General features: G+C 63.5%; 11 protein-coding genes and 2 tRNA genes. 9 read left to right on the forward strand and 4 right to left on the reverse strand.

Features of this window, described 5'->3' with window-relative positions; all coding sequences use genetic code 11:
• The first annotated feature begins 15 nt into the window (after nucleotides 1–15).
• The 3 genes from metG (at nucleotide 16) to AB4074_RS01515 (ending at nucleotide 4116) form a co-directional block, all read left to right on the forward strand.
• On the forward strand, nucleotides 16–1575 hold the full coding sequence (gene metG, locus AB4074_RS01505; protein WP_441411787.1) for a methionine--tRNA ligase: 1560 nt from the start codon (nucleotides 16–18) through the stop codon (nucleotides 1573–1575).
• Nucleotides 1576–1823: 248 nt separating this feature from the next.
• Entirely contained in the window at nucleotides 1824–2888 is a 1065-nt protein-coding gene (locus AB4074_RS01510; RefSeq protein ID WP_441411788.1) for a 3-isopropylmalate dehydrogenase, read from the forward strand.
• A gap of 115 nt (nucleotides 2889–3003) precedes the next feature.
• Nucleotides 3004–4116, forward strand: coding sequence for a branched-chain amino acid aminotransferase (locus AB4074_RS01515; protein WP_441411789.1), 1113 nt, complete (start codon nucleotides 3004–3006; stop codon nucleotides 4114–4116).
• 59 nt (nucleotides 4117–4175) lie between these two features.
• Here AB4074_RS01515 and AB4074_RS01520 read toward each other — a convergent pair whose 3' ends face one another.
• Nucleotides 4176–4871, reverse strand: coding sequence for an SGNH/GDSL hydrolase family protein (locus AB4074_RS01520; protein ID WP_441411790.1), 696 nt, complete (start codon nucleotides 4869–4871; stop codon nucleotides 4176–4178).
• Nucleotides 4872–5046: 175 nt separating this feature from the next.
• Here AB4074_RS01520 and AB4074_RS01525 point away from each other — a divergent pair, with 175 nt between their 5' ends.
• The 4 genes from AB4074_RS01525 to AB4074_RS01540 all read left to right on the forward strand — a co-directional run bounded on the left by AB4074_RS01525 (nucleotide 5047) and on the right by AB4074_RS01540 (nucleotide 8991).
• Nucleotides 5047–5829, forward strand: a complete 783-nt coding sequence (locus AB4074_RS01525; protein ID WP_441411791.1) for an MBL fold metallo-hydrolase — start codon at nucleotides 5047–5049, stop codon at nucleotides 5827–5829.
• A 57-nt stretch (nucleotides 5830–5886) separates the two neighbouring features.
• Nucleotides 5887–6663, forward strand: coding sequence for a fumarylacetoacetate hydrolase family protein (locus tag AB4074_RS01530; protein ID WP_241707477.1), 777 nt, complete (start codon nucleotides 5887–5889; stop codon nucleotides 6661–6663).
• Between the two features lie 87 nt (nucleotides 6664–6750).
• Entirely contained in the window at nucleotides 6751–8265 is a 1515-nt protein-coding gene (gene gltX, locus AB4074_RS01535; RefSeq protein ID WP_437770698.1) for a glutamate--tRNA ligase, read from the forward strand.
• Nucleotides 8266–8277: 12 nt separating this feature from the next.
• A complete protein-coding gene (locus AB4074_RS01540) occupies nucleotides 8278–8991 on the forward strand; it encodes an HAD family hydrolase (RefSeq protein ID WP_441411792.1) in 714 nt (237 codons plus the stop codon).
• Between the two features lie 11 nt (nucleotides 8992–9002).
• Here AB4074_RS01540 and AB4074_RS01545 read toward each other — a convergent pair whose 3' ends face one another.
• Nucleotides 9003–10466 carry a hypothetical protein gene (locus tag AB4074_RS01545; RefSeq protein WP_441411793.1) on the reverse strand — a complete coding sequence of 488 codons (1464 nt, stop codon included), beginning with the start codon at nucleotides 10464–10466 and terminating at the stop codon, nucleotides 9003–9005.
• A gap of 342 nt (nucleotides 10467–10808) precedes the next feature.
• On the opposite strand from AB4074_RS01545, the gene AB4074_RS01550 reads away from it, so the two are divergent.
• Nucleotides 10809–10880 (forward strand) — tRNA-Gln (locus AB4074_RS01550).
• Between the two features lie 159 nt (nucleotides 10881–11039).
• A tRNA-Glu gene (locus AB4074_RS01555) sits at nucleotides 11040–11112 on the forward strand.
• A gap of 192 nt (nucleotides 11113–11304) precedes the next feature.
• Here AB4074_RS01555 and AB4074_RS01560 read toward each other — a convergent pair.
• Nucleotides 11305–11862, reverse strand: coding sequence for a DUF1697 domain-containing protein (locus AB4074_RS01560; RefSeq protein WP_345449933.1), 558 nt, complete (start codon nucleotides 11860–11862; stop codon nucleotides 11305–11307).
• A gap of 59 nt (nucleotides 11863–11921) precedes the next feature.
• Nucleotides 11922–12641 carry an IclR family transcriptional regulator gene (locus tag AB4074_RS01565; protein ID WP_028264661.1) on the reverse strand — a complete coding sequence of 240 codons (720 nt, stop codon included), beginning with the start codon at nucleotides 12639–12641 and terminating at the stop codon, nucleotides 11922–11924.
• Nucleotides 12642–12728 lie beyond the last annotated feature (87 nt).

Genomic DNA, 12728 nt, shown 5'->3' on the forward strand with positions numbered 1-12728 from the left:
AGGTAACTTCGTAGAGTGACGTCTCCAGATAAACCCCCGTTCTACATCACCACCGCCATTACGTACCCGAACGGCGAGCCGCATATCGGGCATGCCTACGAGTACATCGCCACCGACGCGATGGCCCGGTTCAAGCGCCTCGACGGCTATGACGTGATGTTCCTGACCGGTACGGACGAGCACGGCATGAAGATTGCCCAGGCCGCGGAGAAGGAAGGCATCACGCCCAAGGAACTGGTGGACCGGAATGCCCAAATCTACAAGGCAGCCCACGCTGCCCTGGGCATCTCCTACGACCGCTTCATCCGCACCACGGACGCCGATCACTACGCCGCTTCCCAGGCCATCTGGAAGAAGATGGAAGCCAAGGGGGACATTTACCTGTCGAAGTACGAGGGCTGGTACTCGGTCCGCGACGAGGCTTATTACACCGAGGACGAGACCGTACTGAAGGACGACGGCGTCCGCTACTCGCGCGGTACCGACACCGAAGTGACCTGGACCGCCGAGGAGAGCTACTTCTTCCGCTTGTCCTCCTACCAGGACAGGTTGTTGGCCTTGTACGAGGAGCAGCCGGAATTCGGCGCGCCCCAGTACCGCTTCAACGAGGTCATCAGTTTCGTCAAGCAGGGGCTGCAGGACTTGTCCATCAGCCGGACGACATTCGATTGGGGTGTCCCGGTGCCGGGGAACGACAAGCACGTCATGTACGTGTGGGTTGATGCCCTGACGAATTACCTGACGGGGATCGGCTACCCGGATGCCGAATCGGAGGCGTTCCGTAAGTTCTGGCCTGCGGACGTCCATGTCATCGGCAAGGACATCTCACGGTTCCATGCGATCTTCTGGCCCGCCTTCCTGATGAGCGCCGGCCTGGAACTGCCGAAGCGCGTCATGATCCATGGCTTCCTGACCAACAATGGCGTCAAGATGTCCAAGTCCCTCGGCAACGTGGTGGCCCCTAAGGACTTCGTGGAGCAGTACGGCCTGGACCAGGTGCGCTTCTTCTTCCTCCGCGAAGTGCCCTTCGGTGCCGACGGCAGCTACAACCACGAGGCGATCGTGGGCCGCATGAACGCAGACCTCGCCAACAACTTCGGCAACCTGGCACAGCGTTCGCTGTCCATGGTGGCGAAGAACTGCGAAGGCAAGGTTCCGGTTCCGGGCGATTTCTCGGCGGAGGACACCGCGCTGCTGGCCCAGGCCGGCGGACTGCTGGACGTGGCCCGCGCCGCTTTCGAGAAGCAGGAATTCAGCCGTGCCCTCGAGGCAATCTGGGCTGTGCTGGGCGACACCAACGCGTACTTCGCCGAGCAGGCCCCGTGGGTGCTGCGCAAGACCGACGTCGAGCGCATGAACACCGTCCTGTACGTCACCCTGGAGGTTGTCCGCATCGTGGCGATCCTCGCCCAGCCGGTGATGCCGACGTCGGCGGCCAAGCTGCTTGAGGTCCTGGGACAGCTGGAAGGGGAGGCCCGCCAGTTCGCGGCCATCGCGACGCCGATCGTCCCCGGCACGGAACTCCCGGCCCCGGCCCCGGTTTTCCCGCGTTACGAGGAGCCCACCGAGTCCTAGACGCCCGCTCACATACGCGGCCTTTTAGGCGAACGCCCGCTCACTCATACGGTGCGTGACGCAAACGCTCTTTCGGATCTGTTCCGTCAGCAAGGCAGATCTGAGCGAGCGTTTGTCTTTTTTCACTCATATGTGAGCGGGGATCGACGGAAAGTGCCATATATGTGAGCGAGCGTCGGTGGGGACTCGCACGCTCAAATGCTGAGACGATTTTGACCAACATGTGGATGGGTTGGCAGTCTGAAAACATGAGCGCAACGCAACCCGCCGCAACGATCAACCTGGCTGTCATTCCCGGCGACGGCATTGGCCCCGAAGTTATTGCCGAAGCCCTCAAGGTCCTGGAAAAAGTTGTCGCCGAAGAAGGCGTCACCTTGGAACAGACTGAATACAAGCTCGGAGCCCAGCACTGGCTTGAAACCGGCGAAACGCTCCCGGATGAGGTCCTGGCCGATCTGCGCACCCGCGATGCCATCCTCTTCGGCGCTGTCGGTGCGGCCCCGGGGGACACCCGCATTCCTTCCGGGATCATTGAACGCGAGATGCTGCTCAAGCTCCGCTTCAGCCTGGACCACTTTGTGAACCTGCGCCCCTCGCGGCTCTATGGCACGGTGGGCAGCCCGCTGGCCAACCCTGGCAACATCGATTTCATCGTGGTCCGCGAAGGCACCGAGGGTCCGTACGTCGGCAACGGCGGTACGTTGCGCGGTGGCACCCCCCATGAGGTTGCCACCGAAGTGTCGCTCAACACGGCCCGCGGCGTCGAGCGCGTCGTCCGGGACGCCTTCCGCCGCGCCAGCGAGCGTCCCCGCAAGCACGTCACCCTCGTGCACAAGCACAACGTCCTGGTCTTCGCAGGCCACTTGTGGAAGCGCACCGTCGAGGCCGTGGCCAAGGAATTCCCCGAGGTCACCCACGACTACCTGCACATCGACGCCGCGACGATCTTCATGGTGACCGACCCTTCCCGCTTTGACGTGATCGTCACTGACAACCTCTTCGGAGACATCATCACAGACCTTGCAGCGGCCATCACCGGCGGCATCGGTCTGGCAGCCTCGGGCAATATCAACATGGACCGCACCGCGCCCTCCATGTTCGAACCCGTCCACGGCTCCGCCCCGGATATCGCCGGACAGCAAAAAGCGGATCCGACCGCCGCCATCTTGTCCGCGGCCTTGTTGCTGGACCACCTCGGCTACACGACCGCCGCCCGCAGGATCGAGGCCGCCGTCGTCGCTGACATCGAAAGCCGCAATGGCGAAAGCCGCAGTACCGCGGCCATCGGCGACGCCATCGCCGCCGCACTTTAGGGTCTGTACCCGGGCGTAAGCTTTACTTGAATTATTTACCTGCTGCCGTGGTCCGTCGCTGAACCATATCCTCCAAGAGATGGTTCGCTCTGCCTGGTAGCCGACTGGAGGAAACATGACTCAGACTGCCCACGGCGTCGAATTCAGCCAGCAGCTCTCGGAGACCCCGAAGTCTGCTGAGGAGCGTGCAGCTATCCTGGCAAACCCGGGATTTGGCGACTACTTCACCGACAACACAGCCATTGTCGACTACAGCGTCGACACCGAGGGCAAGGGCGGCTGGCACAGTGCCCGTGTCGAGGCCTACGGACCGATTTCCCTGGATCCTTCGGCGGCAGTGCTGCACTACGGCCAGGAGATCTTCGAAGGACTCAAGGCATACCGCCACGCTGACGGCTCAGTGTGGACGTTCCGTCCCGAGGCCAACGCCGCGCGCCTGAACAAGTCGGCCCGCCGCTTGGCCCTCCCGGAACTGCCCGAGGAATACTTCCTTGGCGCCATCCGCGAACTCGTGCAAGCGGACAAGGAATGGGTTCCGTCCGGCGACGGCGAGGCCCTGTACTTGCGCCCGTTCATGATCGCGACGGAAGCGTTCCTGGGTGTCCGCGCTGCCCGCGAGGTCTCCTTCCGGGTCATCGCTTCTCCGGCCGGCAACTACTTCGGCGGCGAGCTCAAGCCGGTATCCATCTGGATCTCCCGTGAATACGCGCGTGCCGGCCGTGGCGGAACCGGTGCAGCCAAGTGTGGTGGAAACTACGCCGCATCGCTGATTGCCCAGATGGAAGCCGAGGAGAACGGCTGCAAGCAGGTCCTCTTCCTGGACCACTTCAACGACGACGCCGTCGAGGAACTCGGGGGCATGAACGTCTTCTTCGTCATGAAGGACGGCTCACTCGTCACCCCGGCACTCACCGGAACCATCCTCGAAGGCGTGACCCGTTCTTCCGTCATCCAGGTGGCGAAGGACATGGGCCGCGAGGTTTCCGAGCGCAAGATCACCCTCGCTGAATGGCGCGACGGCGTGGCCTCCGGCGAAATCGCCGAGGTCTTCGCTTGCGGAACCGCGGCCGTCATCACGCCCATCGGCGTGCTCAAGGACAAGACCGAGTTCATCGGCTCCGAGGATGCCAAGGCAGGCGAAACCACCATGGCCATCCGCCAACAGTTGCTCGGCATCCAGACCGGAACGGTCGAGGACAAGCACGGCTGGCTCACCCGCCTGGCCTAAGGTTCAATAGAGCGCCCGACGGCGGCTTCCCACTTTGGTGGGCGGGTCGCCGTCGACGTTTAACCGGCGAACGGGGTGCTCCCGGGGCTGGCTTGCTGGATCCTCGGTCCGATGAGCGCTTCCATTTTGGCCTGCAGATACTGCTGGCCGGCCGCGGACGGGTGATCGCCGTCGGGACCAATGAGGTCCGAGGCATCGTCCATGATCCAGCCGAGGTCGATCGGATCGATGAAATCGGCCCCGGCTTTCAGGGCAGCGGCTTTGTCCTGGTCGCGGATGTCGAGCCTTTCCGCCTCGGGTGTGCGCGTATACGACGGCGGCCCTATCACCAGGATGTCGGCTTGCGGAGCTCGGGCCTTGACTGAGGCGAACGCCCGTGCGGCCGCAGCCTCGGTTTCTCCGGGGGAGGTGCCCATGTCATTTTCGGACCCAAAGAACAGCACCAAGCGGGTCTCGTCGGTTACCGCTGTGTCCACTTGGGAACCGAAGGTCGATCCGTCCTCGCCGACACTGACATAGCCGCTGCCGTCATGCGCGGCGTTGAAGATGGTCGCTTGGAACTGTTGAAAGCCGGGATCGTTCTCCACTAGATGAGGCCAGGCATCGTCAGGGGAGGTGCCGTGACCTGTGCTGAGGGAGTCTCCGATGATCACCACGGTGGACTGGCCCACGGCGGATCGGGGTCCAGTGTCGGAGGAACAAGCGCTGAGGACTGCGAAGACGGAGAGGCAGACGGCGGCGATCGCCATCGTCATCAAGAGAGGTTTTCTTCGTCGGGTTTGACTCCGCATTCGACTCCTCCTCCGCAACTGTCCACATGTATCCGTCCCAGTTCCTTGGCACCATGCTACGTCGTGTGCCGTTCCTGCCTCTTGGAACCGGGTTTCCCGTTGCCGGGCCCGGCTCGTTGGCGTGTGCCAAGATGGAGAAGTGAATCCGGTCAATGACGCCACTTTCCAGAACAGCAGTCCCCTCACCCGATCGTTGCTCGCTCCCAATCCGGGTCCGATGAGCCTCGACGGCACCAACTCGTACGTCATTGCCGCGCCGGACGCTCCCGGAGTCGTCGTCGTCGATCCCGGGCCGCTCGACGAATCGCACCTCGCGGCCCTGGCCGCCGCGGGATCCGTGGAGCTCGTTCTCATCACCCATCGCCACAAGGACCATACCGAGGCCTCTGCGCGCTTCCACGAAATCACCGGCGCACCTGTCCGCGCGGCGGATCCGGCGCACTGCCACGGAGGCGAACCGTTGCGGGGTGGCGAGGTCATCGAGGCTGCAGGTGTTGAGATCCGCGTGCTTGCCACGCCGGGCCATACTTCGGATTCAGTCTGCTTCCACCTTCCCGGCGACGGACCCGACGGCTCCGTGCTGACGGGCGACACCATCCTGGGACGCGGAACCACGGTCCTGGACTATCCCGATGGACGGCTGGGGGATTACCTCCCCAGCCTCGACACACTCGAAAGCCTCGGCCCCGCAACACTGTTGCCCGCTCACGGTCCCGTGCTGCCGGCCGTCGACGTCGTATGCCGCGAGTACCGGGCCCACAGGGAGATGCGGCTGGACCAGATCCGCGAAACACTCGCGCGGCTCGGGCCCCAAGCCGGGGTCCAGGCCGTCACCGACGCGGTGTATCCCGACGTCGATCCTTCCGTGCGGTGGGCCGCTGAAACTTCGGTGGCGGCGCAATTGGACTATCTGCGAGGCTAGCGGACGTCCACCACAGTGCGCGCGTGGTGGCCGCCGGCGGACGGTACGCTAGAAACCATGCGTATCGCCCGGTTTGTTGTTGATTCTGATCCCGTCTACGGCGTCGTCGAAGGTGAGCCCGGCAGTGAAGTCATCACTGTCATCCATGGCGACCCCTTCTTCAACGGCGTTGAGCGGACCTCGGTCCGCCACAAGCTGGAGGACGTGCGCCTGCTGGCACCGATCATTCCGCGCAGCAAGGTCATCGGCGTCGGACGGAACTTCGCCGAGCACGCCCGGGAACTCGGTAACGAAGTTCCGCAGCACCCCTTGTTGTTCCTGAAGCCGAATACCGCCGTCGTTGGCCCCAACGATCCGATCGTGTTGCCTGAGTTCTCGGAGGAAGTCTCCTTTGAGGCTGAACTCTGCGTTGTCATTGGCCGCATCTGCAAGGATGTGCCCGAAGATCGCGTGGACGATGTCATTTTCGGTTACACGTGCGGAAACGACCTCACGGCCCGCGACGTACAGAAAACGGACCTGCAGTGGGCGCGTGCCAAGGGCTTTGATACCTCCGCGCCGCTCGGCCCGTGGATCGAGACGGAACTCGACCCCGAGGACCTGGCGATCAAGGGGTGGCTCAATGGTGAGCTCCGCCAGGACGGCAGCACGAACCAGATGATTCGCAGCGTTCGGGAGCTGGTGTCCATCGTTTCGCAGGCTTTCACCCTGCTTCCGGGTGATGTCATCATGACCGGGACTCCGGCCGGCGTCGGCCTGGTCCAGGAGGGCGACCGCTATGAGATCGAGATCGAAGGCATCGGCCGCTTGTCCAACCCGGTAGTCCGCCGGTAGAGGTTTGGCGGTCCGCCCCGTCAACCGCTTTGCACCCACGGGCGCTGGGCTTTCCGTCCGGCGGCACGGGGTAAAGTTGGAACCATTATGACTACTGTTGCTGCGTCGAACTCTGCCGCCATTCCTGCCGTGAACGCTGAAACCCCGGTCCGCGTCCGGTTCTGCCCCTCACCCACGGGAACTCCGCACGTTGGGTTGATCCGTACGGCCCTCTTCAACTGGGCCTACGCACGGCACACCGGTGGCAAACTGGTTTTCCGGATCGAGGACACGGACTCGGCCCGCGACAGCGAGGAGAGCTACCACCAACTGCTTGACGCGTTGAAGTGGCTCGGCATCGACTGGGACGAGGGCGTCGAGGTTGGCGGCCCGCACGAACCGTACCGCCAGTCGCAGCGCAGCGACATGTACCAGGACGTCATCGCCAAGCTCAAAGCCGGCGGTCACATCTATGAGTCGTACTCCACTCCCGAGGAGATCGAAGCACGGCACCGGGCTGCGGGCCGGGATCCGAAGCTCGGGTACGACGGCTTTGACCGCCACGTCACCGAGGAACAGCTCGCCCAGTACAAGGCCGAGGGCCGCAATGCCGTGTTGCGCCTGCGCATGCCGGACGAAGACCTGACCTTCAACGACCTTGTGCGCGGGGAGATCACGTTCAAGGCCGGATCCGTGCCCGACTTCGCCGTGGTGCGCGCCAACGGCGCCCCGCTGTACACACTCGTGAACCCCGTTGACGACGCACTCATGGGCATCACGCACGTCCTCCGCGGCGAAGACCTGCTCAGCTCCACTCCGCGGCAGATCGCCCTCTACCGGGCCCTCTACGCCATTGGTGTGGCCGAGTACATGCCCGAGTTCGGCCACCTTCCCTACGTCATGGGCCAGGGCAACAAGAAGCTTTCCAAGCGCGATCCGGAATCCAGCCTCTTCCTGCACCGTGAACGTGGCTTCATCCGCGAAGGACTGCTCAACTACTTGTCCCTCCTGGGCTGGTCCCTGAGCGCCGACGAGGATATCTTCACCGTGGAGCAGCTCGTGGCCAACTTCGACATCCACGACGTCCTGGGCAACCCGGCGCGCTTCGATATCAAGAAGGCCGAAGCCATCAACGGAACGCACGTGCGCATGCTCACTCCGGAGGACTTCCGTCAGCGGCTCGTGCCGTACCTGCGTGCCGCAGGCTTCGTGGGGGAGATCCTGACTCCGCGCCAGGAAGAGATTCTTGCCGAGTCCGCGCCGCTGATCCAGGAGCGGATCACCCTGTTGGGCGAGGCTCCCGAGATGCTTGCCTTCCTGTTCAAGAACGACGACGCGATCGACGTCGCCGACGACGCCCGCAAGGGACTCCCCGAGAACCTGGGCGAGGTGCTGGACGCCGCGTTGGCTGCGCTCGAACCCCTCGCCGACTGGACAGCAGAAAGCATCCAGGCAGCACTCAAGCAAGCCTTGGTGGAGGATCTTGGGATCAAGCCGCGCCTCGCGTTCGGCCCCGTGCGCACGGCAATCTCCGGCCGCCGCATCTCGCCGCCGCTGTTCGAATCGATGGTCATCCTGGGCAAGGATTCCTCGCTCACCCGCCTGCGCGCGTTCCGCGGCTAGTTCAGGCACTCCGTGATCAGCGCACTTCATGAGTCATTCGGCACGGTCCGGGGTGTCCTGTTCGACATCGACGACACCTTGGTGGACCTTGAGTACGCCATGACCACGGCCCTGCGTGACGTGAGCGAGCACCTCCTGCCCGGCCTGGACCAGGCCGGGTGGGAGAAGTTCGGACGGATCTTCACGCACGAAACCACGCACTTCTATGACCGGTACCTCGCCGGCGAGTTGACGTTCAACGAGCAGCGCCTTCTGCGTGGCCGTGCGGCCCTGGGGCATTTCGGAGTGGAACTCGGCGGCGAGGACTCCCATACGTGGCTCAATGACTATTCCCGCCTGCAGCCCAGTTATGTCAGGGCCTTCAGTGATGTCCTGCCCGTCCTCGACGCCCTCGACGCCGCGGGCATCCCCTACGGCGCCGTGAGCAACAACGTCCACGACTACCAGCGGGTCAAGCTCGATAGCGCGGGGCTTGCCCGGGTCTCGGTCCTTGTCGGAACGGACACCGTAGGCGTGCCCAAGCCGGACCCCGCCATTTACCTGGAAGGGGTCCGGCGCTTGGGCACCAACCCGGCTGAGACCCTTTTTGTGGGCGACAACCGCCTTCTCGACGCCGAAGGCGCCACTGCCGCCGGATTGCTGGGCATCTGGTTGAACCGCACAGGTGAGCTCGCCTCCGACTTTTCCGGCCGGGAAATAGACGCCTTGACGCGACTGCTCGCCTGAGGCTTCTGCAGCTACGCGCCCAGCCGGAACTTCCGCAGGAAAACGAACGTTCCGACGGAACCCGCCCCCAGGACGCCCACAAGTCCGAGCGCCGTGCCGGTATCCGACTTTTCGGCCATGCTCGACGGCGATACCGCCGCAGCTCCCTGATGCAGTTCCGCTGTGCCCGCCGCGATTCGCGCATTTCCGTCCGCGAGTTTTTCGGCACCGGTGGACAACTGGGCTGAGCCCGCGGCCAGTTTGGCATTTCCATCGGACAACTTGGAGGCGCCCGCCGCCAATGCGGTGGAACCGTCCAGGAGACCGGGGGAGGAGGGATCTGCGGGGCTGCCCTTGATGCCCGTCATCAACGAGTCCGTGCCTGCAGCCAAGCGGGATGTTCCGTCCGTCATGCTGGCCGTGGCCTTGAGGAGTCCCGGGTGCTCAGGGTCGCCAGGTACGCCGTCCATGCCCACGCGGATCTTTGCGGTTCCATCGGCGAGCATTTGGGTTCCTAGAACCACGCCCGGGGACGCGGGATCCTGGCTGTTGAGCTTCTGGGCGAGCGTGGCGAAACCGGCCGTCAGCTTGCCGGTCCCTGCCGCGAGCTTCCCGGTGCCGTCTGCGAGCCGTCCGGTGCCGTCGTGCAGTTGCGCCGCCCCAGCCGAAAGCTGGCCCGCTCCGGCCTGCAATTGCGAGGCTCCGGCATCGAGGCGATGCGCGCCGTCGTTGAGCGCGTTGATCTGTGCCTTCAGCGTTGCCAGCGGCACTACGCCCTGGATGCCGTTGGCGGCGTCCGCGAGCTGCTGGAGCCCTTGGGCCAATGCGGCGGAACCCGTTCCCTTGGTGGGATCGTCTCCGGCGCCCGGGTAACCTTTGAGCTGGTCGGTGCCCGCCGCGAGCCTGGAAGCGCCCGCGTCGAGTTGGCCAGCACCGGCGTTGAGCTGGGCGGCTCCGTTGTTGAGCTGGTTCGCGCCGGTGTTTAGTTGAGTGGCGCCGTCGCCGAGATTGTTTTCAGCGTTGCCACCCGGCGTCGGAGTCAACGCCGCGGAAAGCTGCACGGCACCGGCTGCGAGCTGCTGTGCGCCGTCGTCCACCTTGTAGACTCCCGGTGCAAGCTTGGCGTTGACGTCATTCTGGATCTTGACGGCCCCCGTGGCGAGTTTGTCGGCTCCATCCTTCAACTGCTGGGCTCCCGGAGCCAGCTTGGCCTGGATTCCGTTCTGGACTTTCGACGCGCCATCCGCCAGCTTGGCCGCACCTGTCCCGGCTTCCGCAGCTCCACCCGCGAGCCTTGCCGCGCCGTCCTTGAGCTGGCCGGCGCCGGCAGATGCCTGGCCAGCGCCGTCATTGAGCTGCGCCGACCCCGCCGCGATCTTCCCGATGACCAAGGTATAGAAGCCAAGGAGCGCGATGAGCAGGAGTGCGAGCACGGCAATAGCGATTATCTGGGCACGGCTTCGTGTTCTGGTGGCAATTGCAGGGTTCGGTGTCATGGGCAATTCCTCTCGATGACTTCCCGACAGCGGCGCTGCTGCCGGGCATCCCCCCATGTGACGCAGCTAACAGGCGATTCGGCCTGCAGCTGTGCCACGAAACAAGTGCGTGACGTAGGTTACCGATTGGTAACCTACCGAGAGTAAACCTATGGTGCCGTCGATTGCAAGGGTTTTTCGATGCCAGCATCCACATCGGCGGATCGCTGAGGTGTGCACCAAGCTGGACGCGGGCGCGTGTTCTCGATTTGTGTGCATCGAAAGTCTCGGGTAAAGTAATTACTCGTGCTGAGGGGCGCGGAGCGAAGGTTTACGCCTTCGAATCCGGCCTAAAAGCACCAATGGGATATGGTGTAATTGGCAACACTACGGTTTCTGGTACCGTCATTCTAGGTTCGAGTCCTGGTATCCCAGCTCCGAATGATCCACACATTAGTGCAGGAATTCGGGCTTTCGAAACGGTTCGCCGATTTGAAACAAAGTTGAATGTATGAAACAATCATTTAGCTTGAATGCCGGAAACGGCGTTCAAAATGCGGTAATTAGAAGTGCAAATAGGTCAATAAAGTGCAAGGCCCCATCGTATAGCGGCCTAGTACGCTGCCCTCTCACGGCGGTAACGCGGGTTCGAATCCCGCTGGGGTCACAAATCGAATCCCCCGGAACCAACAGGTTCCGGGGGATTTTTTTGCCTCAAGCAAGACCCCCAGAATCCTCGTGCGCCGTACCTTTCTCCCCTTGTTTGCGGCGCGAAAGCCCGGGAATGACGCGACTCGCCGCGTCGGAAGCGCTTTCCTATTTCAAAACAGGGGAGAACGGTGCTCGTGGCAGCTCATTCTTACTTCTGCAGGGCCTTTGCGGCGTCCCTGACCTTGATGAGCGTGCGCAGGTTCCGGGTGGTGGTGCTCGCCTTGTAGCGGGCCTTTGCGGAGAGCTTGCTGAAGGGGCTGTCCAGGGTCCCTCCCGCCGGGGCAAGCCAAGCCGAGGCCTCGGGACCCAGCCGGACTTGATCGACGCCGCCCTCCCCGGCGGCGCCGAGGGCTGTGCCGGCGTCGAATAGTTCGTCCAACATTGCCGCGTCCGAGGCGAGGGTGATGTAGCTGTGCGTCGTTTTATCGTCGGCCGGATAGGGGCAGGCTTCCACCAGTTCGGCAACTCGTTCGGCGGTCAGGACCACTACCCAGGCGTCATAACCAAATGCTTCCCTCAAGCACTTTTCAAACTCATCCTTGACTGCGGAGGCGTCGAGCTCGCTCTGGAGCACCACGTTGCCACTGGCCAGCAGGGTCTTGACATCGGCGAAAGGGTACGCCTTGAGGGCTGCTTTGAGGTCGGCCATCTTGATGTTGATCCCGCCCACGTTGATTCCACGCAGGAACACGGCAAAGCTGTTCATGCGCCTACCCTACCTGCGCCCGTCTGCAGGGAGGTGCCGACGGCAAAAACGGCAAGCGCCTAGTCGTTGTTCTTACGCAGGGCTTCAGTCAATACCCGGGCGGCGTTGCAGACGACTTCGGCATGCAGACGTCCCGGCTGGCGGGTCAGGCGCTCGATGGGGCCGGAGATGGACACCGCGGCAATGACGCGGCCGGAAGGGCCGCGCACGGGTGCGGAGACCGAGGCGACTCCAGGCTCGCGTTCGCCGAGGCTCTGGGCCCAGCCCCGGCGTCGTACTCCTGCCAGGACGGTCGGCGTGAACCGGGCGTTCTGAAGTCCGTCCAGGAGGCGGTCGTGGTCTTCCCACGCCAGCAGGATCTGGGCGGCGGAGCCGGCCTTCATGGAGAGTTGGGTGCCCACGGGAATAGTGTCTCGCAGGCCGATGGGACGTTCGGCAGAGGCAACGCAGACGCGCCAGTCGCCCTGACGTCGGAAGATTTGGGCGCTCTCTCCCGTGGCGTCGCGCAACTGGATCAAGACCGGGCCCGCAGAAGCGATGAGCCGGTCTTCGCCGGCCGCCGAAGCAAGCTCAACAAGGCGGCTGCCGAGGACAAAGCGGCCTTGGATATCACGGCTCACGAGGCGGTGGTGGACGAGCGCCAGCGCGAGCCGGTGCACCGTGGGGCGGGCCAGCCCGGTTGCTGCCACAAGTTGAGCCAAGGTGGTTGGCCCCGCCTCAAGTGCGTCGAGCACTTGGGCCGCTTTATCGATGACGCCGACTCCACTAGAATTGTCCATGTAATGATATTGCCGTCTCAATATCTGAGATGCAAGTTGTTTCACTGGCGCAGTTTGGATCACTGATGTTCAGTGGAAGTAGTCAAG

This window comes from Arthrobacter sp. 2MCAF14, assembly GCF_052115645.1.
In the GTDB taxonomy this organism is placed as follows: Bacteria; Actinomycetota; Actinomycetes; order Actinomycetales; family Micrococcaceae; genus Arthrobacter.